Genomic DNA, 21,699 nt, shown 5'->3' on the forward strand with positions numbered 1-21,699 from the left:
AGAGATGAATTTATTGTTTACGTCTGTTGGGAGACGCAGTTACCTGATCCAATATTTTAAAGAAGCTCTGAACGGAGAGGGCATCATCCATGCTGCCAACAGCGAGCCACATTCGCCAGCATTTGAATATGCCGACAGAAATGTAGTGACACCAATAATTTATGATAAATCTTATATTCAGTTCATGTTGGATTATTGCCTTTTCAATAATATTGATGCATTGATCCCGTTGTTTGATATCGATCTCCCTATACTTTCGACGAACAGGCACCTTTTCGAAAATATCGGAGTACGATTGATACTTTCAGGTGAAGAGGCCATTGGGATATGCAACGATAAGTGGCACACATACAATTTTTGTCGTGAGAATAATATTGCAGTCCCCAAAACGTATCTTTCCCTTGAAGATGCCTTATGTGATGTTGCGCAGGGAAAAATTTCTTTTCCTGTGATAATCAAGCCCCGCTGGGGAATGGGATCTATCGCTGTCTTCGAAGCCGATGACGAGTCAGAGCTCAGGGTGTTATATCGCAAAGCTCAAAAAAAAATCATATCGTCATATTTGAAATATGAGACCCATAATAGATTGGATAAAGGTGTATTGATTCAGGAGAAACTTAATGGGCAGGAATACGGCATGGATGTGATTAATGACCTTAATGGCCGTTATCAGAATACGATAGTAAAAAAAAAGTATTCTATGCGCTCAGGAGAAACTGATTGTGCAGAAACAGTTGACAATATTATTCTGAAAAATCTTGGTTGTATTTTAAGTCAGAGGCTGAAACATATTGCAATTTTGGATGTGGATTTATTTATGGTAGGCGATACCCCGTATTTGCTGGAAATGAATGCCAGGTTCGGAGGAGGATATCCGTTCAGCCACTTGGCCGGGGTGAATTTGCCGCTGGCTATCATAAAATGGCTTAATAATGAACAAATATCCAAAACAATTTTACATGAAAATTTTGGAATAGTATCGCATAAAAACTTGAATGTCATACAAATTTCTTCACATGGAAAATGCTATTTGGGTGATAAATATAATGTTAAAATAGTAAAATCACAATATGATATATCTAACTTATTGCTTAAATTTAATAATTATTTTTATCCTACATTGCTTGATAAAATCGAAAATCTTGATAATTATGTTAATAAACTACAAAATAATGCAATTGTTCTTAGAATTACAGATGTTAATGATAATATAAGGGCCTTTGCTTCATTTTATGCAAATGATACCATGAATTATATTGCTTATTTAACAATTATAGCCGTTGATGAATCAGTCCAAAGACACGGTATCGGTAAGTTGCTTTTGACTAAAGTCGAGGAAATATCAAGGACTAATGGTATGAAGTATGTCAAATTGAGTACACATAATTTTAACACTACGGCAATAGCTTTTTATGGGAAAAATGGATATACTGTCAGCGAATATTTGGTAGATGGCAACATATACATGATAAAAAAACTGGTATAAATATATGAGACCCCGGATACTCGTAACCCGCTCGTCTATGCCACCGATGGAGGAATATGTCGAAGAAATAAGAGATCTTTGGGAGAGCCATTGGCTGACTAACATGGGAATAAAGCACAAGCGCTTTGAGGCTGAGCTTTTGCGGTATCTCGGTGCCGGGAATATAGAGCTCTTTGTCAACGGGCATCTCGCGCTTGAGAATGCGATCGCTGCGTTTGAACTTGCCGGTGAAGTCATAACGACACCGTTTACGTTTGTCTCAACTACCCACGCTATAGTACGCAGCGGCTTGATGCCGGTATTCTGTGATATTAGTCCCGATGATTTTACGATGGACGTTACAAAGCTGGAATCTCTTATCACAGAAAAAACCACTGCGATAATCCCCGTGCATATATACGGCAATATCTGCAATGTGCATGATATCGAACGTATTGCAAAAAAACATGGGCTGAAAGTGATCTATGATGCCGCTCATGCCTTTGGTGTGATGTCGGATGGGGTTGGGGTAGCGAATTTTGGGGATGCGTCAATATTCAGTTTCCATGCAACGAAGGTCTTTAATGCGATTGAAGGGGGGGCTGTAGTGTTTAAGGATGCAAATCTGAAAAAACGGCTGAATTGTCAGAAGAATTTTGGGTTTGCAGGGCCTGAGTCTGTCGAATTTGTCGGTGGTAACGCAAAAATGAACGAATTTCAGGCGGCTATGGGTCTTTGCAACCTCAGGCATATAGATGAGGAAATTTCAAAACGAAAAAAAGTTTCAGAAAGATATACAGAACATCTTGGTGGTGTGGAAGGTATAAGGCTTTTTAGCCGGCAAAAAGGGGTGAAAAGCAACTACGCGTATCTTCCCGTGCTTTTTGATGGATTTAAATTTAGCCGCGATGAGGTTTATGACAAACTGAAGTCAGAGAATATATTTACAAGAAAATATTTTTATCCTCTTACAAGCAATTTTGAATGCTACAGGGGAAGATTTGACTCAAAAATTACTCCCGTTGCCCGCTATATATCTGAAAGAGTGCTTATTTTACCTATTTATGCTGATTTGGACCTGAGTGATGTTGACATGATTTGCGATATAATATTGCAATAGGAGAGACAGACCAAGGGGGGGGGAAATGAAATGTCCGGTCTGACAAGATTTTTAAGTAAATGCTGTATGCATATAAAAAAAGTTTACCGTGTATACAGAACTGAAGTAATTTTACGGAAATATGAAAAAGAGATCGGTTTGCAAATCCCAAGGTTGACGCCGGGACAAAAGAAGGAAATAGACGCATTGTATGCTAAGCACGGTTTTAATGTAGTCGATAAATATTATCGTTGGCATCATCTGCTTTATGCGACTACCGGTATCAAATCTCCATATTTTGTTGACATTTATCTTCGAAACCAGATAGTGGCACGTTTTAATAATATAGGGCTTTCAGATGGATGGGATGATAAATCATATTACGATTTATTTTGTAAAGGGGTGAAAATGCCGCACACGGTATTGCGTAATATCAACGGTATGTTTTATGACCATGATTTTCAATTGATAACCCCTCGAATTGCTGCAGATATTTTACACAATGAAGAAAAAGTTATTGTTAAACCCTCTATTAATTCATCCGGCGGGCATAACGTAAGGTTATATGAGAAGAATGTGGATGCAGACAAAATATTTAGTATCTATGGCAGAAATTTTGTAGTGCAGAGAGTAGTCCGGCAGCACCCGATATTGTCGGCATTCAATATGACTTCGGTGAACACAATAAGGATTATGAGCTGGTATTTTGACGGAGAGGTTAATATATTCGCCTCTATATTACGGATAGGCAAAGAAGGTTCAGTAGTTGACAACTTGTCGTCCGGCGGTATTGGATTCAAAATTGGATATGATGGGACAGTCAGACCCGGCGGATATGACGGACATGGACGGCTCATACACAATTGTAAGTCAGATGTGGCAGAAAAGGACGTTATAACAATACCTGCATATAGCAAGATCGTTGATACTATCAAAAAACTTCATCCCAGATTCCCGCATTTTGGAATCATTGCCTGGGATTTTACCGTGGATAGAGACAGCGAACCTGTATTGATAGAATATAATCTCAAAAACCCCGGAATTAATATACAATTTTGTACCGGGCCTTTTTTCGGGGAAATGTCAGAACGGATATTGGAAGAAGCAGGCAAGAGAGATATTGCATAGCCGCGGATGATTTTGAAAGTATACTGACATGTATCGTCTAGTATGATCAACGGGGCAAATTATTTCTCACCATGGGATCTACGGACGGAATGTATCCGCTTATGAAAAAGGACGGTGGGGTGTGTGGCGGAACTTTTGACATCTCTTGATGTGGTCAATCAGTCATTCAAGAAGAGTATAAGAGGTTATGATGCGGCGGAAGTTGATGAATTCCTTGATCATATAGCCGAGACCCTTCAGGTTTATATGCAGAGGAACAAGGATCTTGAACGCGAGTTGCTTACTAAGCAGGAGAGCCTTGCCGAATACGAAAAAATGAAGGACGTGCTTCATGAAGCTCTTCTTATGGCGCAGAAGAGCGCAGATGAAAGGGTCAGAAGTGCAAAGGATCAGGCAGCCAAGATAATCTCAGACGCGGAGGCCCGCGCGGAGGAGATATGCCGCGATGCCGTCTGCGAGGCTGATAAACTCCGCGACGGGATACTTCAGATACGCAACATCAGATCTCTTTATGAGCAGGAGATCAGAGGGATACTCGCAAAGTATGAAAATCTCCTTAACCAGTGCGTATCAGGCTCTCCACTTGCAGGGGCGGTCGAAAGTGTTCTTGAAGGCATAATGGACGAAGATGAGCCTGAGAAGTCTGTCGGGTTTGAGAAGCCTGTTGGGTTTGCACCAGAGGCAGGCAGGCGAGATCTGGAAACCGCATACAATATGCTTGGCATAGACCCTAAAATTGTGCTGAATGGACAGGACGGCACGGAGAACGGCTGATCCGTCCGAGAACGATATTCTCTCCGTCCCGCTGAACTCACTGCGCGGGGTAGGGCCGAAGCGCGCTAAGCTTCTATCCGTTCTTGGCGCTGCAACGGCAAAGGATTTGCTTTGGCTTTTTCCGAGGCGTTATGAAGACAGGCGCAGCGTCTCTAAAATCAGCGGGCTTGTACCCGGCAGGGCGGCGGCAGTCTTTGCGATAGTGGACGAGATTGAACGCAGAAGTCTGCAGAAGCCGGGGCTTGAGTTGGTAGTATGTCGGTTTCACGACGAAACCGGAGTACTGTCGGCATCGTGGTTCAACAGAAAAGGCATGGAATATATTCTGAAAAAGGGGACCTTTGCAGCACTATACGGAGTCCCCTCTTTGCGTTCAGGCGGACTTGAGATGTCGAATCCTGAGTTTGAGGTCCTTAAAAATGAAGCGGAGGGCAGGAGCTTTACAGGTATAATCCCCATCTATCCTTCGACTGCAGGGCTTCCTGTCAGGTGGTTCAGGCATTTTATGGAAGATCTGCTGGATGGGATGATCCCTTCTGTGCAGGAGACTCTGCCGCCGTTCATCATGAAAAAGCGTAACCTTATGCCGCTTCGCGATGCGCTCCGGGCAATGCACCGTCCATGCTCGGGAGCGGAATGGAAAGAGGCGAGACGCAGGCTGGCTTACGAAGAGTTTTTACTGGTACAGACAGGACTGGCACTTCGCAGGGAGTCATTAAAAAATGGGCATCCATCACCCATAATATTGCCGAACGGAGATATTTACAGAAAATTCCGTGCTTCAATACCGTTTGAACTGACTAAATCGCAGGAAAATGCGCTGGATGAAATTTTTGCGGACACATCGGTGAATTCTCCAATGTCGCGTATGCTGCAGGGGGATGTTGGCGCCGGCAAGACGCTTGTGGCCATAGGACTTGCTGCAGCTGCCGCAGATACAGGGGTACAGACTGCGTTGATGGCTCCCACAGAGGCTCTGGCGGAGCAGCTTTATTCTCAGTGCGTTAAATGGCTTTCTCCTTTAGGGGTCAGTTGCGTTATGCTGAAGGGAGGTCAGAGCGTGCCTGTACGCCGTGCTGTTCTTGGATCGGTCTCCGACGGAAAAGCAATTGTGATAGTCGGCACACAGGCGCTGCTTGAGGGCGGCGTTGGATTTAAAAATCTTGGGGTCGTGATAATAGACGAACAGCAGCGATTCGGCGTAATGCAGCGTGCGGTCATGCTGGACCGTTACCCTGCTCCGCATGTGCTCATGATGAGTGCTACGCCCATACCGCGCACACTCGCACTTTGTGTTTTCGGAGACCTTGATGTTTCTGTACTGAAAGAAAAACCAAAGGGGCGTTTTAAGACAGAGACGCGTATCATAGATGCTAAGAAGATGAGGATCCTGTTGCGGTTCATTGCGGACGAAGCGTGTGCCGGAGGACATATTTACTGGATATGCCCGAGGGTTGAATGCGACGGAACGCCTGATGTCGCTTCAGCAGAAGATAGATATTCGTTTATTGCCAGATATTTGGGGCCTCTTGGTGTAGGGCTGCTGCATGGACGCATGGACAGCGCAGAGAAAGATGCGGTTTTAAATAAATTTCGCAGCGGTGAAATAAAGATACTTATAGGTACTACCGTAGTCGAAGTTGGCGTAGATGTGCCCGAAGCCACAGTGATAGTGATTGAATCGCCCGAACAGTTTGGACTGTCGCAGCTGCATCAGCTTCGTGGGCGGGTGGGGCGCGGTGACAGGCGCGGAGTATGTGTATTGCTTGTGCGGAGCCTTGATGGCGAGATACCGGAGCGCCTTGCTGTAATGCTGAAGACTGATGACGGTTTTGAAATCGCAGAGGCCGACCTTGCCTTTCGCGGAGCGGGGGAACTTAGCGGTGCATCACAGCACGGAATGACCGAATTCAAGGTGGCAGATCCGGCCAGGGACATGCAGCTTCTTCTTGAAGCAAGGGAGGACGCGTACGAATGGGTCGCAAGGGACCATGAGCTTTCTGAAGGCCGCCTGTTTATGGATAAGCTGCGGACGGACCTCGGGGGAACACTTGGCATAGGATAATCGGATTTGTCTGTTCCACTGTGTGACCACTTGTGAATCCGGCATTTTTTATGTACAATACATGGGATCGGTGTGAAACACAAAGCAACAGGCAATGATTAAATGCGGAAGATGTCAATAGAGCTTCAGAGTTTTACCTGTACATGCAAGAGATCAACCGAACCATGACAATTGAAACTGAGGTGATAAAGAGTGATGATAACAGTACTGTTATGTGTAATAACAGGGCTTGCGGTCGGAGCCTTGATCGGATTTGTGTACCACAAAAATAGTTCAGAGAAGAAGTATCAGGGGGCTCTTTCCGAATCTGAGCGCATTCTCTCAGAAGCTGCAAAAAAAGCAGAACAGATAAAGCGCGATATAATTTCTGAGGGCAAGGAAGAGATCCATAGACTGAGACAGGAACTGGATCGGGATACAAAGGAACGCCGCAACGAGCTTCAGCGCTCGGAGCGTCGCCTGGAACAGAAGGAAGAGAACCTGGATAAAAAGATTGAAAATATCAGCCGCAAGGAAGAAGAACTAAGGGCACGCCACGAGCAGGCACAGGAAAAGCTGGATCAGCTTGCCGAGCGTGAGCAGGAACTTATCACGAAGCTTGAGCAGATAGCACAGCTGACGCGCGAACAGGCAAGGGATCTGTTGCTTGCTGAGGTCGAGGCTGACGCGAATCACCTTATAGGGCTCAGACTCAAGGAGCTTGAAGAGAGGGCGAAACGTGAGGCTGACCGCAAGGCGCAGGAGATAATAGCTACGGCGATACAGCGCTGCAGTGTAGAATTTACTTCCGACGTTGTTGTCAGTGTAGTAAACCTGCCGTCTGATGAGATGAAGGGGCGCATCATCGGACGCGAAGGACGCAACATAAGGACCTTTGAAACTCTCACCGGTGTGGATTTGATTGTTGACGATACCCCCGAGGCCGTAACTTTAAGCAGTTTTGATCCTGTACGGCGCGAGGTTGCACGTCTTTCGCTTGAAAGACTTGTCGTAGATGGCCGCATCCATCCGGCCCGCATTGAGGAAATAATAGAGCGTGCCGAGAAGGATGTGCAGATACAGATTCTTGAAACGGCGGAACAGGCGTTGCTTGAGACCGGTATCAAGAATATGCATGGCGAACTTACGAATATAATCGGACAGTTGCGCTACCGTACAAGCTACGGTCAGAATGCATTGGCACACAGCCTTGAAGTCGCGCACCTCTCCGGCATAATGGCAGCGGAGCTTGGACTTGATGAGATCAAAGCTCGCAGGGCAGGACTCCTTCACGATATAGGCAAGGCTGTCGACCATCAGATAGAGGGGCCTCATGCAAAGATAGGTGCCGATATCGCAAAGAGGTACGGAGAAGCTCCTGATATTGTCAACGCAATTGCGGCGCACCATGAAGATGAGGAACCGCAGACTATCTATGCTGTGCTTGTCGCTGCCGCAGATGCGGTAAGCGCATCGCGCCCAGGTGCGCGTCGCGAGAGCCTTGATGCTTATGTAAAAAGGCTTGAGAAACTTGAAGAAGTTGCAAAAACGTTCAGCGGCGTGAGCAAGGCGTTCGCTATTCAGGCGGGCCGCGAGGTCCGTGTCGCGGTAGCCCCTTCTGTTACGGACGAAGGAGCTATGCAGAAGCTTGCTTATGACATTGCACGGAAGATAGAAGAAGAAATGCGGTATCCCGGACAGATCAAGGTAACGCTTATAAAGGAGACAAGGGTCGTGGATTACGCAAAGTAGGTGACGCGCGGTGCGCATTCTTTTTATAGGGGACATAATGGGCAGTCCGGGGCGGAATGCGGTAGCGCGGACTCTTCCTGTTGTGCGTCAGGAGTTTGGGAATTTCGATTTCATCATAGCAAACGGAGAAAACAGCGCTGCCGGCTTTGGTCTTACGGAGCGTGTGATGAATGAGCTCTTTTCCATGGGTATAGATATCCTGACAAACGGCAACCATGTCTGGGATAAAAAAGAATTTATCCCGTTTCTGAGCAGTGAACCGAGAGTGCTGCGTCCCGCGAACCACCCGGAGGGGACGGTGGGGAGAGGTTTTGCCGTCTATGAAAAAAACGGGAAACGCCTGTCCGTAATGTGTCTTCAGGGAAGGACATTCATGCCGCCGCTGGACTGTCCGTTTCGCAGGGCGGAGAGGCTTATATCTGAGTCGGAAGTTCCTGCTGTATTCGTGGACTTTCATGCGGAGGCATCATCAGAGAAGCGTGCACTTGCATGCTGGCTTGATGGGAAGGTTTCAGCGGTTGCAGGCACACACACACATGTTCAGACGGCAGATGAGGAAGTTCTGCCGCAGGGCACGGCATTCATCTCCGATGTGGGGATGACTGGAGGACACGCAGGCATAATAGGCATGACACTTGATTCTGTACTTCCGAAATTTCTGTACGGGATCCCGGGCAAGTTCGAAATATGCGATGAAGATGTAAGGTTCCAGGCAGTGGTTGTTGATATCGATGAAGAAACCGGGCGGGGAATGGACATTCGTCGGGTCAATATCCCTTGTCGGTAGAAACGGTTCTTTTTAAACAATCAGTATGTTACGGGGGATGCCTGCTTATGGTATCTCCCGTAAATTTTTATTATTTTTAAAATATTTATCGATTGTATTTACGTTTTTTATAAATATTTTAAATGAAAATTATGCGAATATCGTTTTATAATCAAAGTATATCCAATAAAATACGATTAAAAATAAATTTGTCTGACACTTGTTATTCTAAAGCAGATATGATATACAACGTAAGCACTAAATGATTAGGGTGTTGCTGTTTTTTGTTGTTTCAAATTTTGAGAGGAGTGGTTTTTATGGCAGAAAAGAGAGATCAATGGGGCAGCAGATTTGGCTTCATAATGGCTGCGGCCGGTTCTGCAGTTGGCCTTGGCAACATCTGGCGTTTTCCGTATATAACGGGAAAATATGGCGGCGCGGCCTTTGTTCTTGTATATCTTGCGGTTGTTTTAGTAATTGGGATGTCAGTTATGATTGCTGAATTTTCAATAGGACGTAAGGCAAAACTTGACGCAGTGGGGTCATTCAGGAAACTTGGAGGCGGGGCATGGCCTATTGTCGGCTGGATGGGAGTCTTTTGCGGCTTTGTAATTCTTTCATACTACGCTGTTATTACAGGATGGGCAGTTGCATATATGTTCAAATCGTTTGGCGGTCTCATGGAATTGGCCGGCGCAGGCAAGGCCGGGGATGTATTCGGCTCCTTCGTATCTGACCCTATACAGCCTATCGCCTATCACATTCTTGTAATGGCTATAGTTGTCGGCATTGTATATAAGGGCATCAGCGGAGGGATAGAAAAGAGCTGCAAGGTTTTGATGCCGGCTCTTTTTGTCATTTTGCTCATTCTTATAGTCCGTTCTGTGACACTTCCCGGTGCGGGCGCAGGTCTCGAATTCTACCTGAAACCGGACTTTTCGAAGCTGACGGCAGAAGCGCTCCTTGCTGCATTGGGACAGGGATTCTTCTCTCTGTCGCTCGGCATGGGCTGCATGATTACGTACGGCAGTTATCTCGATAATAAGGAATATCTGCCTACGGCGGCTCGTTCGGTTGTGCTTCTCGACACTACGGTAGCGATTCTTGCCGGTTTAGTGATATTCCCTGCTGCATTTGCGTTTGGCATAGAGCCTGGTTCGGGACCAGGACTTACCTTTGTGACCCTTCCCAGCGTCTTTGCCAAGATGCCGATGGGAGCCCTTTTCTCATTTGCATTCTTTCTGTTGCTCTTTATAGCTGCGCTTACTTCTGCTATCTCCCTTCTTGAAGTTGTTGTTACCTATGGAATCGACCAGCTTAAGCTCAGCCGTGCAAAGTCAGCCCTTGTTATGGGAATTGCGATCACCATCCTTGGTATTCCATCGGCACTTTCAGTTGGCGGACATATCCCGCAGATCGCAGGCAAAGATTTCCTCGACGTTGCTGACTTTATAACGAACAACGTAGTCATGCCGCTCGGGGGACTCTTTATTGCTGTTTTTGTCGGTTGGTTCTGGGCTGATGGAGCAAAGGCCGAGATTACAGATAACGGGAAGAGAGTATTCCCGATGTACATGGTATGGCTCTGGATCTGCCGCGTAGTTGCTCCTGTCTGTATTGCTGCTATATTCATAACAGGGCTTAGGTGGTAACCTGCAGGATCGATCCCCGGAATTAACTATAACGATCTAGGGCCGCAGTTGACAAGACTGCGGCTCTTGTTATACTTGTCATAATCATCTGGATGAAAGCAGCAAGAGAGTTCCTGCCGTTGGAACGTCAGGACGCCGAAGGGGCAAGGCCGTAAGGGTTGAAACTCTCAGGCATAAGGATTGCTGCCGGACAGTACTCTGAAACCGACTCTGGCCTGTATTTGCTGCTGGGCGTTTTTAAGAGGACGAAGACAGAGGTATCTTGCCGAAGGGCGGGGTTCCTGTGGTCTTGTCTTCTTTTTCATATTCCTGTATCAGTAATAACCCCGGTCTGACGGGATGCGTCAGCCATTTGGAACTGGTTGACGGCAGTGTTCTTGCAGTGCTTACCGTATCGCGGGACAAGATTCATTCCGGGTGGCGTCTTGCCTCAAATCCTTTTTATGGAAATTTTAAACCAAACCAGCAACCGTACAGGACTCTGGTCCTATACAGAGACAGGTGCGCTGATAAAGTGTCTGTCGAGTTTGGATCACTCAAACTTATAGAGGATGCTATGGCCGCCTACAGCAACTCCGCTGTTCTGCGGCTGCCTGGGGAGTTTTCCGAGCGCATCGACGGAGATTTCAGATATATTGATTTTACTCTTATGGAAGAGACATTCCGCCAGTGCGGAATGCTCAGTTCTGTCATGGAAAGAACTGCGGGGAGGTGAGGTGTCGAAAAAAACCAAACCCGTAGCTGGAATATAAGACCCAGGATGTTATATGCCAGAGATGAAACACTGTTTGAAGGGAGGAATTCCATGAAACTGGAACTGCTTAAGGCACATGTAAAGAACATAGCATGGGGCGACAGGACCGTGCTTCTGAAGGATGGCACACTGCAGGTTTCCAAAGAAGAGCTGTTGTCTCAAGTCAACGACCCGGAGTTATTCAAAAGCGTCAATGCGGATATGGCTCGTCCGGGAGAGAGTACAAGAATAGTTCCCGTCAAGGATGTCATTGAGCCGCGCTGCAAGGTTGAGGGCGGCGGAGAGGTATTCCCCGGGATGATAAGCGACGTTGAATCCGTCGGTTCGGGAAAGACTTTTGTCCTCGATGGTGCCGCCGTTGTAACCTGCGGCCGCATAGTCGGTTTCCAGGAGGGCATTGTCGACATGAGCGGCAAGGGTTCGGAGTACACTCCGTTCTCTAAGACAATGAATGTCGTTCTTGTATTTGAGGCCAAGGAAGGCATCGAGGTATATGCCTATGAAAAAGCGTGCCGTCTTGCTGGGCTGAAGACAGCGCTCTATCTTGCGAAGTGCGCATACGAAGCAGGTGCGGCGGCGGATGAGGTCAAGAGCTATGAAATCCCCCCATTTGCCGAGAGCATGAAGGCATACCCCGGGCTTCCCAAGGTTGCGTATCTCTACATGCTTCAGTCGCAGGGACTTCTGCATGACACTTATGTTTACGGAATAGACGCGAAAAGGATCCTGCCGACGATTATCCATCCGAACGAGACGATGGACGGCGCGATAGTCTCCGGCAACTGCGTTTCTGCCTGTGACAAAAACAGCACGTATACCCACCAGAACAACCCTGTCATCCGTTCGCTCTATGAGCGTCATGGCAAGGATATCAACTTTGTGGGCGCAATAATCACGAACGAGAACGTGACCCTTGCAGACAAGCGCCGCAGCGCGGCTTACGCTATCAAAATAGCTAAGATGTTCGGCGTGGATGGTCTGGTGATAAGCGAAGAAGGTTTTGGCAACCCTGACGCGGATTTGATTATGAACTGCCGTATAGCAGAACAGTCCGGAATCAAGACAACTCTTATTACAGATGAGTACGCGGGACGCGACGGCGCGAGCCAGTCACTTGCGGATGCGGCGGTAGAGGCGGATGCCGTGGTCTCTGTCGGCAACGCTAACATGATAATAAATCTCCCTAAGATGGAGAAAATTATCGGTTTCACGGACTATGTTGACATCATTGCCGGAGGATTCGACGGTTCCCTGAAGGCAGACGGTTCAATCGAAGTAGAACTCCAGGCAATCACAGGATCTACATGCGAGCTTGGTTTTAATAAGCTCGGTGCGGAAACCTGGTAGGAGGGATATACCTATGACATACAGAGTAGTTCATTACATCAACCAGTTCTTCGCCGGCATAGGCGGAGAGGAAAAGGCCGGCATCAGGCCTGAGTCACGTCCAGGTCCCCTGGGGCCCGGCATGGCATTTAAAGCCGTTTTCGGCAAGGATGCCGAAATTGTCGGGACAGTTATCTGCGGTGACGGATATTTTGCCGAGAACATGGATAAGGCTACTGATACCGTGATCAAAATGATATCGGAGTTCAAGCCGGATGCCGTTATCGCCGGGCCTGCTTTCAACGCCGGACGTTACGGAACGGCCTGCGGAGGGGTTTGCGATGCCGTAACGAAGATTCTTGGTATACCTGTGGTAACGGGAATGTATCATGAGAACCCAGGCGTTGATATGTTCCGCAAGACAGTTTACATCATTGAGACTTCGGACAGTGCTCGCGGCATTAAAGACGCTGTGTCCGCCATGGCAAAATTTCTTCTGAAGGCGCTCAAGACCGGATCAATCGGCAGTCCCGCCGAAGACGGCTATATGGAGCGCGGGGTGCGTGTAAACTGCTTCTATGATGTTCCCGGTGCTGAACGTGCCGTTGATATGCTTGTCAAGAAGCTTAAGGGCGAGACGTTCAAGACGGAATACCCGATGCCGCACTTCGACAGGGTCGCCCCTGCGGAGCCGATAAAGGATATGAAGAACGCTACAATAGCGCTTGTCACATCCGGCGGGATCGTTCCAAAGGGCAACCCCGACCATATCGAGGCCTCAAGCGCGACGAAGTTTGGCACTTACAGCATCGCCGGAGTTCAGAGTGCTGACGCGGTAGCCTATGCCACTGCGCACGGCGGATATGACCCGACGTATGCCAACATAGATCCAAACAGAGTCCTTCCGATAGATGTGCTCAGAGATATGGAAAAAGCAGGGGAATTCAAAAAACTTTACGACTATTTCTCAACTACCGTAGGAAACGGGACCCCCGTTGCGAATGCGAAGAAGTTCGGGACCGAGATCGGGGAGAAAATGAAAAAAGACGGGGTTGACGGCGTGATACTGACCTCCACCTGAGGAACCTGCACTCGTTGCGGAGCAACGATGGTGAAGTCAATAGAAAGCTTTGGGATCCCAGTGGTGCACATTTGCACAATAGTACCTATCTCACAGACAGTCGGAGCAAACAGAATAGTTCCGGCAGTGGCAATACCGCATCCCCTCGGTGATCCTACGAAGACACCGGAGGAGGAGAAAGTTATCCGCCGTGCAATTCTTGAAAAGGCACTTAAGGCGCTGCAGACCCCTATATCCGAACAGACAGTGTTCTAAGGAATAAAAAACAGGGCGATCGCTGGGTTATGGCTTGGCGGTCGCCCGGCGGTCTTTTTTTAATCCAGATATGCGGCACCCTATGTATTATTCAGCGGGGAGCGATAACCTGTTACGAGGGAATTTTTGTCCGCTGACCCATTAAAATTTATTCAAATGCTGATGGATAACCTGCCCTTGCATAATTGCTCGGCATTTACTTTAATGGGATAATAAAATTGGAAACAACGGCCTGTATCAGGCATGATATTAATTAAATACAGAGAGGACGACCACAATGCCCAATGCAGCAATCAAAGCTACAGCTTATTCGTTGAACCATACCACGGAACTTGCACTCCGTTACGGGAATACCCCGTTTATTGAGCGGGAGACGCACCCTGATTCAGACTATCTTGCTGAGTTGCCGAAATATGTACAGGACTATGATTCAGCGGCGAGGTATGCGCCGAACCTCACATACATAGGAGCTATGGAGATCGATGAATTTGAAGCCAGACAGCATCCATGGTATGTCAACCTTGAACCCGAGGCGAAGCGCTACGGCAGATACGGTGAAATCATGCCTGAGGATGAAACGATAGGATTTATCGATATATGCGATGTGTTTGACCTTGTGTGGCTTGAGAAAAGCTTCGCAGCATCTGTCAGGGAAAAGCTGGCCGGGCACCCACTCATGAGAGATGATATACTTGTGCGTCTTGAAGCCGGCCACGACATGGCGGAGATAGAGCATGAAGTCGCAGAATCAGGGGCGCTTCCCCTGTATGTTGACGGCAAAATTTCAGGATGCAGCAGACGCGGCCATGAATTTGACCCCAACCTTACCGCCTACGAACTTCTTGTCAATATGACATCCAAGGCAAGCGCGGTCCTTTCACTGCTGCACCTCATAAAAAACAGCGGATTAAAACCGGAGGACATTGATTTTGTAATAGAATGCTCCGAAGAGGCAGCCGGCGACATGAACCAGCGCGGAGGCGGCAATTTCGCGAAAGCGATCGCTGAGATAGCAGGTTGTGTTAACTCGTCAGGATGCGATATCCGCGGCTTCTGTGCGGGGCCAGTTAATGCTGTGCTTGCCGGAGCGTCCATGGTGGCTGCCGGTGCAAGGAAGAACGTAGCGATCATAGCCGGAGGAGCGATCCCCAAGCTCTACATGAACAGCCGGGACCATGTTAAAAAAGGCCTTCCCGCGCTTGAAAACTGCCTTGGTTCTTTCGGCGTGCTCATAGTTCCTGATGACGGGACCCTTCCTGTGATACGCCTTGACACCATAGGCAAGCATACTGTCGGTGCCGGAGCTTCCCCGCAGACAGTGACAAGCGTCCTTACATGGGAGCCGCTCCAGAAAGTTGGGCTTACCTTCACAGACGTTGACAAATACGCACCCGAACTACACAATCCGGAGATAACACTTCCGGCCGGGGCGGGCAATGTTCCTGAAGCAAACTACAAAATGATAGCGGCTCTGGCTGTCATGAAGAAGCAGATAGAAAAGACCGATATGATGAGTTTCATCAAAAAACACGGAATGATCGGTTTTGCCCATACACAGGGGCATATTCCCTCAGGCGTTCCATTTATGGGACACGCTGCCGACGCCATAATGGCAGGTAAAATGAACAGGGCCATGATCATTGGCAAGGGAAGCCTGTTCCTCGGAAGACTTACGAACCTTGCCGACGGAGCATCTTTCCTCATTGAGAAGCCTGCGCCCATAAAGGCGGAAGCTGCCGGCGGAGTTACACGCGAAGAGGTCCGCGAACTCATACTTGATGCCCTCGGAGAACTTGCCGGCGGTCTGAAGCAGTAACGGGTGATTGCCATGGCAGACAAAACAGAGACTAAGCGGATCATAGGAGAAGTACTCTCCGAGATAATAGAAGAGGCAAAGGGCGGCGGAGGTAAAAAGATCAGGGTCGGACTCATGGCGTACGGCAGCGAGCTCGGCAGCGAAGAACTGCTGAGGGGTGCGTGTCTTGCAATGAATAATGACCCTTACCTCAGGGTTGTGCTAATAGGCCCTAAGGTTGGCGGCTATGATGACATGGAGTGGATAGAAACGCCGGCCTGCGATGCCGACATCGCACACGCGATGGAAAAAGCGCTTGATAATGGCATGATAGCCGGTGCTGTGGCCCTTCACTACCCATTCCCGCTCGGCGTGACGACCATAGGCAAGGTGCTTACGCCGGCAAGGGCAAAGCCCTGCTTTATCGCCTCGTCTACCGGGGCGTCATCGGCAAATCGCGTCGATGCTATGCTGCGCAATGCAATATACGGGATTGCTGCCGCCAAGGCAGACGGAATTGCTGACCCCACAGTCGGGATACTTAACCTCGACGGGGCGCAGACAGTCATCCGTGCGCTGCAGAAACTCAGTGCGGGCGGCTACAAAATCAACTTTGGAACCAGCATCCGCAAGGACGGGGGAGCGATACTGCGGGGGAACGACCTGCTGGCCGGTGCGGTCGACGTCTGCGTGACCGACACGCTTACCGGCAACGTGCTGATGAAACTCTTCGCGGCATGGAATACCGGCGGAGACTATGAAGCTCTTGGCTGGGGCTACGGTCCGTCGGCGGGCGAGGGCTGGGACAAGGTCGTCTCGATCATATCCCGTGCATCCGGAGCTCCTGTCATAGCAGGCGCGCTTTCGCTGAACGCGAGGTGTGTCAGGAACAACCTGCCCGCAATAGTTGTCGCCGAGCTTGAGTCAGCAAAAAAAGCGGGGCTCGTTGAAATTATCGAATCGCTGCAGCCTAAAAAAGAGGATGAGGCGGAGGATGTCAAAGCTCCTCCCGCAGAGCCCACCGACGAGGAACTCCACGGCATAGATGTCCTTGAGATAGAGACCGCCGTCAGGTTCCTCTGGAAAGCCGGTATCTATGCAGAGTCCTCAATGGGCTGCACCGGCCCGGTAATAAAGATGGCAGCAAAGAACGTTGAAAGAGCTGAAGCTTTACTCAGAGAGAACGGATACCTGTAGTAAAATGTCAAACGTGCGCCGGTTTGCTGTGAATAACGCGGAGTCCTTTTTGACCGGCAAACGGCTGCCATAAAGTTGCAGTATAAAAACGTTCAAATAACCGAGGGCGGTCAATGACCGCCCTCAACTCGATTAGAGAATAACAGCAAATCATCTGCCACTGTCTAGAACGCAGGAACTACACCCTTCGAAGATAAATTGTCTTTTATGTACTTCTTGACTTCCGGCGAGTTAAACGCTTTCGCAAGAGCTTTGATTTTTGGACTGTCCTTGTCTCCGCTTCTTACTGCCAGGACCACCGCATAAGGAGAATCCTTATCTTCAAGCGCCAGGGCCTCTTTTGCCGGGTCAAGGCCGGCATCTACCGCGAAGTTCATGTTGATCACGGAGATCGTCGTATCGGGAAGGCTGCGCGGCAGCTGCGGCGCTTCAAGTTCTATTATTTTCAGTTTGAGCGGGTTTTCAACTATGTCACGGGCTGTGAGCTGATTGCCCGGCTTCATCTTGAGCAGGCCCTCACGCTCAAGCAGTTTGTAGGCGCGGAAACCGTTAGTCGGATCGTTGGGTACTGCGACGACAGCGCCCTTTTTGATGTCCTTCAGCGATGTTATCTTCTTTGAGTAGATACCTATCGGAAGCATGTGTACTTTTATAAGCGGAATGATATCAAGTTTCTTTTCTTTCTTCATGTACTCAAGATACGGTATGTGCTGGAAGAAGTTTGCATCGAGCTCCTTGTTCTGCAGTGCGTAGTTGGGCTGCACGAAGTCAGTGAACTCCTTTATTACAAGTTCATAGCCCTCTTTCTTAAGCCCCTCTTTTGCAACAAGCGCTATGTTCTTTGCGGGGAATGGCGTTACTCCAAGCACGATTTTTTTGTCTGCGGCTGTGGCACAGGCCGGAATCAGGAGTGCTGCGAGAATTGCGATCATAATTGCTTTTTTCATTGTATTTTCCTCCTCAGATATAAGATATATTTTTTGATAAAAACTGCATACCATATTAAGATTTGAAAAACTTCTGCCTCCCATGTGCAGAAAGATAAAAAAAGACCGAGCCCAAAAGACCGGGCCCGGTCCTGATGCGGCACAGACTGATCAAACGCCGGCCGTTCCAGGAGAGGACCCACCCTTGCCGCACATTATCATAGACATCATTTCGAATATACAGGCATTGTTCATGGTGTTTCCTCCTTCCCTTTGAGCCGGTTTTTTTATTAAGCTGCTGAGATATTATCCTTTGATCGGCTAAATGTCAATCGAATGTGGACGACGTCATAATGCGAATCGAAGTGTTCCAACGCACAGCGGTTGCAAATTAACGGCGCATGGGTTCATGTCTGCTGTGATTACTTAAGGGGAGAGAACATTTTGCCCGGATTCAGAATATTGAGCGGATCAAAAGCTTTCTTGATCCCCTGCATAACCTCCAGTTCAGCCTGAGATTTGCTCTCCATGAGGATATGCTGTTTGACATACCCCACCCCGTGTTCCCCGCTTCCGACGCCGCCGAGCGCAATAGCTTCGCGGATGAGCGCCGTGAAAAATTCCTCCGAGTAGACCGCCCATTGCTCAGGAGTCATGCCCTCCGGTTTCATGGGTATCGGGTGGATGTTGCCGTCGCCTATGTGGGCAATTATACCCATCTCAAGTTTCCATTCGCTTCCTATGCGTTTTATGCGCCGGATCATTTCCGGCACCTCCGACAGAGGCACCATAAGGTCGCCTGAGCTGGATGCATACGGATCACTTGCTCTCATGCCTTCGAGCCCGTTCTGACGTACATTCCACATAGCGGCCGAATCTGTGCGGTTCTCCGCGACGAAGACTTCAAACGCACCGCAGTCCAGGCATATCTTCCCGACTGTTTCATATCCGTCTTCCAGCTGTTTCTCAGTGTCGCCCTCGACCTGTATGAGCAGGTAGCCCTCGCTCTGTTCCTGTTCCGGCAGGCGGCAGCCGAGGTATTCTGTAGTATGCCGCACCAGGTTTTTATCCATGAATTCACATGAAATGATTTTTCTGCCTGACCCTATGACCTTTGCGACACTCTCGACCAGCGTCTCTATATCAGGGTAACAGGCGAGAAGGTTCACAGTTCTGCCCGGTTTGGGTTCTAAATTGACAATAAGCTTTGTTGTTATTGCGAGAGTTCCCTCACTTCCCGCAAGCAGGTTGAGAATGCTGTAGCCCCATGTATCCTTTCTGAAGCGTCCGCCGAGATCCAGTACCTCGCCGGAAGGCAGGACGACCTCCGCACCAAGGACGTGGCGGCGGGTGTTGCCGTAGCGGATGACCTTGCCGCCGCCTGCGTTCGTTGCGAAGTTGCCTCCTATGAAGCTTGTCTCAGTGCTCATAGGGTAGCCTGCGTACAGTAATCCCTTCTCAGCGGCCGCACGGCAGAGGTCATTCGTTATGACGCCCGGTTCTGCGACCGCCACTCTGTTGATAGTGTCGATCTCCAAAATCCTGTTCATGCGTTCAAGCGACAGGACGATACCTCCGGCAACCGGAACAGCTCCTCCGTTAAGTCCGCTGCCTGCGCCGCGAGGAGTGACAGGTATGCGGTAACGGCTTGCGATCTTCATGATTTCGCTGACCTGTCCGGTGTTTTCAGGACGGACCACGGCCTCAGGCATGTGTCCCCACATTCGTCCTGCCTGGTCCCATGCGTAGTTATCGAGAACATCCGCATCGTCTGTTATAAATCCGCCGGAGTCCAGAGCTGACCTAAGCTCTTCGCAGATTTCGCCTGTCAGTTTTCCGTAGGGCTCCATCATCGGATGCCCTTCCGTTCTTTTATGGTGTTTATGAGGTTTGTCAGTATCTCCATAGCATCTCCCTGTATGCTGAGGTCGGCGACACGGAATATCGGAGCTTCAGGATCCTGATTTATAGCTATGATGGTCTCTGCACCGGACATGCCGGCGATGTGCTGCACGGCGCCGGATATGCCGAATGCCATGTAGATGCGCGGTGTGACGGATTTGCCGCTGAGTCCCACCTGCGCCGAGTAGGGAGCCCAGCCAAGGTCGACTGCCATGCGCGACGCGCCTACAGTGCCCCCGAGAAGCAGTGCAAGTTCCTCAAGTTTTCCGAAATTCTTAGCATTTTTCATTCCTTTGCCGCCTGATATGATTATCTCCGCTTCCTGGAGCGGAAGTCCGACTGAGCGTTCCTTTTCGAATCCTATATATTTAAGCATCGAAACAAGGCCGTCCTCCGGGGCAGTGACAGTGATTATATCACCGTATCGCGACGCGTCAGGGGTGAGGGGCCGTTTAGACTTCGGCCGCACGGTGCACATCTGCGGATCGTTACCCCTGGTCTTTATATCTGCCATGACGTTGCCCCCGATTGCGGGGCGCGTCTGTATAAGCCGCCTTGTCCCAGTGTCTATGGATAGCTCGGTGCAGTCCGCGGTCAGTCCGCAGCAGAGCCTTGCGCTCAGCATCGGCATAACTGTCCTTCCGCGTGTCGTAGCGGAGGCGATAAGTATCGATGGACGGTACTCATTTACTAGTTTTTCAATGGCATTTACCATGATGTCAGCGTGGAAGTTGTCAAACTCCGGACTGTCGAGGACGTAAACTCGGTCTGCTCCGGCCCGGATGAGTTCTTTGGCGGATTCTTTTATGCCGTCTCCTATGAGCAGGCTTGCAAGCGGGGCGCCGAGATCATCGGCAAGCTCGCGTCCCCATGCCATCAGCTCCGTTGATACAGGATGGATTTTCCCGCGGCGGATCTCGGCAAGTGTCCAGACTTCACCGGTGATTTTTTTCATCCGGACACCTCCATGCAGTTTTTTTCTTGCAGCAGAGAGATGATTTCATCGAGTGCTTCATCAAGGTGTCCTGCCGCCGTGATCCTGCGTCCCTGCCTTGTTACCTTTGGATACATGATGTTCACGACCTGTGTCGCAGATCCGTTCAGTCCGGTCTCTCCGGCAGCAAGTCCGACGTCATCCGCAGAAAAAACCGGGATCTCAGTATTCTTTGCGCGGATTTTCCCACCAAGTGTGCAGAGGCGAGGGACGTTCATCTCTTTTACTGCGATCACGAATGCAGGGAGCGATGTCCCGACAGTCTCATGCCCGCCTTCTACGGAACGGACCACTCTTATCGTATCTTCTGTTATATTTTCTATTTTACTGACGTATGTCAGCGCCGGTATTTTTAAAAATTCGGCAGTCGCCGGTCCGACCTGTCCGGTCTCTCCGTCAGTCGCCCTTTCTCCCGCGAAGATCAGGTCGAACGGGCCTAGTTTTTCCAGTATTTTTGCAAGCGTACGAGATGTTGCGAGTGTGTCGGCTCCTCCGAACCTTTTATCAGATAACAGGACTCCCCGGTCACATCCCATGGCTATAGCATACTCCGCAGCCTTTTTAGCCTGAGGGGGCCCCATTGTGATGGCTGTTATCTCAGTTTCTCCATCATGGCGGCTTTCCTTTATCCTGATGGCTGCCTCTACCGCATGAAGGTCGAGCGGATTAAGCTCAGCCTCAACTCCGTCGCGGAGCATTGTTCCTGTTGTTTCGTCGATTTTTACCGTGTCCACTGCCGGTACCTGTTTCACAAGCACTGCGATCCGCAAATAAAATCCCCCTCTGCTG

At 49.1% G+C, this 21,699-nt stretch carries 17 protein-coding genes and 1 riboswitch; of the genes, 13 read left to right on the plus strand and 4 right to left on the minus strand.

The window, feature by feature from the left end; genetic code table 11:
* Nucleotides 1-4 precede the first annotated feature (4 nt).
* The 13 genes from LLF78_07040 to LLF78_07100 all read left to right on the plus strand — a co-directional run bounded on the left by LLF78_07040 (nt 5) and on the right by LLF78_07100 (nt 17,088).
* The gene (locus LLF78_07040; GenBank protein ID MCE5202249.1) at nt 5-1,486 is read left to right on the plus strand and encodes an ATP-grasp domain-containing protein; all 1,482 of its coding nucleotides are present in this window, start codon (nt 5-7) and stop codon (nt 1,484-1,486) included.
* A gap of 4 nt (nt 1,487-1,490) precedes the next feature.
* Complete coding sequence (locus LLF78_07045) at nt 1,491-2,585, plus strand: DegT/DnrJ/EryC1/StrS family aminotransferase (protein MCE5202250.1); 1,095 nt, start codon at nt 1,491-1,493, stop codon at nt 2,583-2,585.
* A 30-nt stretch (nt 2,586-2,615) separates the two neighbouring features.
* Nucleotides 2,616-3,692, plus strand: a complete 1,077-nt coding sequence (locus tag LLF78_07050) for a hypothetical protein (GenBank protein ID MCE5202251.1) — start codon at nt 2,616-2,618, stop codon at nt 3,690-3,692.
* Between the two features lie 123 nt (nt 3,693-3,815).
* Nucleotides 3,816-4,466 carry a DivIVA domain-containing protein gene (locus LLF78_07055; protein ID MCE5202252.1) on the plus strand — a complete coding sequence of 217 codons (651 nt, stop codon included), beginning with the start codon at nt 3,816-3,818 and terminating at the stop codon, nt 4,464-4,466.
* The gene (gene recG / locus LLF78_07060) at nt 4,438-6,531 is read left to right on the plus strand and encodes an ATP-dependent DNA helicase RecG (GenBank protein MCE5202253.1); all 2,094 of its coding nucleotides are present in this window, start codon (nt 4,438-4,440) and stop codon (nt 6,529-6,531) included. The genes LLF78_07055 and recG overlap by 29 nt, the downstream gene beginning before the upstream one ends.
* A gap of 195 nt (nt 6,532-6,726) precedes the next feature.
* Nucleotides 6,727-8,262 carry a ribonuclease Y gene (rny, locus tag LLF78_07065; GenBank protein ID MCE5202254.1) on the plus strand — a complete coding sequence of 512 codons (1,536 nt, stop codon included), beginning with the start codon at nt 6,727-6,729 and terminating at the stop codon, nt 8,260-8,262.
* A 10-nt stretch (nt 8,263-8,272) separates the two neighbouring features.
* Nucleotides 8,273-9,049 carry a TIGR00282 family metallophosphoesterase gene (locus LLF78_07070; GenBank protein ID MCE5202255.1) on the plus strand — a complete coding sequence of 259 codons (777 nt, stop codon included), beginning with the start codon at nt 8,273-8,275 and terminating at the stop codon, nt 9,047-9,049.
* A gap of 296 nt (nt 9,050-9,345) precedes the next feature.
* A complete protein-coding gene (locus LLF78_07075) occupies nt 9,346-10,680 on the plus strand; it encodes a sodium-dependent transporter (GenBank protein ID MCE5202256.1) in 1,335 nt (444 codons plus the stop codon).
* Nucleotides 10,681-10,772: 92 nt separating this feature from the next.
* Nucleotides 10,773-10,873: riboswitch (glycine riboswitch) on the plus strand.
* A gap of 90 nt (nt 10,874-10,963) precedes the next feature.
* Nucleotides 10,964-11,395: a GrdX family protein gene (locus tag LLF78_07080; GenBank protein ID MCE5202257.1), complete on the plus strand. Its 432-nt coding sequence runs from the start codon at nt 10,964-10,966 to the stop codon at nt 11,393-11,395.
* A 90-nt stretch (nt 11,396-11,485) separates the two neighbouring features.
* Nucleotides 11,486-12,781 carry a glycine/sarcosine/betaine reductase component B subunit gene (locus tag LLF78_07085; protein MCE5202258.1) on the plus strand — a complete coding sequence of 432 codons (1,296 nt, stop codon included), beginning with the start codon at nt 11,486-11,488 and terminating at the stop codon, nt 12,779-12,781.
* A gap of 13 nt (nt 12,782-12,794) precedes the next feature.
* The gene (gene grdB / locus LLF78_07090; GenBank protein ID MCE5202259.1) at nt 12,795-14,096 is read left to right on the plus strand and encodes a glycine reductase complex selenoprotein B; all 1,302 of its coding nucleotides are present in this window, start codon (nt 12,795-12,797) and stop codon (nt 14,094-14,096) included.
* Between the two features lie 277 nt (nt 14,097-14,373).
* Nucleotides 14,374-15,912, plus strand: a complete 1,539-nt coding sequence (locus tag LLF78_07095) for a DUF5940 domain-containing protein (protein ID MCE5202260.1) — start codon at nt 14,374-14,376, stop codon at nt 15,910-15,912.
* Between the two features lie 12 nt (nt 15,913-15,924).
* Nucleotides 15,925-17,088, plus strand: coding sequence for a glycine reductase (locus LLF78_07100; GenBank protein MCE5202261.1), 1,164 nt, complete (start codon nt 15,925-15,927; stop codon nt 17,086-17,088).
* Nucleotides 17,089-17,252: 164 nt separating this feature from the next.
* Here LLF78_07100 and LLF78_07105 read toward each other — a convergent pair whose 3' ends face one another.
* From LLF78_07105 to LLF78_07120, 4 genes are all read right to left on the minus strand, one after another.
* Nucleotides 17,253-18,035: a MetQ/NlpA family ABC transporter substrate-binding protein gene (locus LLF78_07105; GenBank protein MCE5202262.1), complete on the minus strand. Its 783-nt coding sequence runs from the start codon at nt 18,033-18,035 to the stop codon at nt 17,253-17,255.
* Between the two features lie 401 nt (nt 18,036-18,436).
* Entirely contained in the window at nt 18,437-19,867 is a 1,431-nt protein-coding gene (locus LLF78_07110; GenBank protein ID MCE5202263.1) for an FAD-binding oxidoreductase, read from the minus strand.
* Entirely contained in the window at nt 19,864-20,871 is a 1,008-nt protein-coding gene (locus LLF78_07115) for an electron transfer flavoprotein subunit alpha/FixB family protein (GenBank protein MCE5202264.1), read from the minus strand. The genes LLF78_07110 and LLF78_07115 overlap by 4 nt, the downstream gene beginning before the upstream one ends.
* The gene (locus LLF78_07120; GenBank protein MCE5202265.1) at nt 20,868-21,680 is read right to left on the minus strand and encodes an electron transfer flavoprotein subunit beta/FixA family protein; all 813 of its coding nucleotides are present in this window, start codon (nt 21,678-21,680) and stop codon (nt 20,868-20,870) included. Before LLF78_07120 ends, LLF78_07115 begins: the two co-directional genes overlap by 4 nt.
* Nucleotides 21,681-21,699 lie beyond the last annotated feature (19 nt).

Source organism: Synergistaceae bacterium (genome assembly GCA_021372895.1).
GTDB lineage: Bacteria > Synergistota > Synergistia > Synergistales > Synergistaceae > JAJFTP01.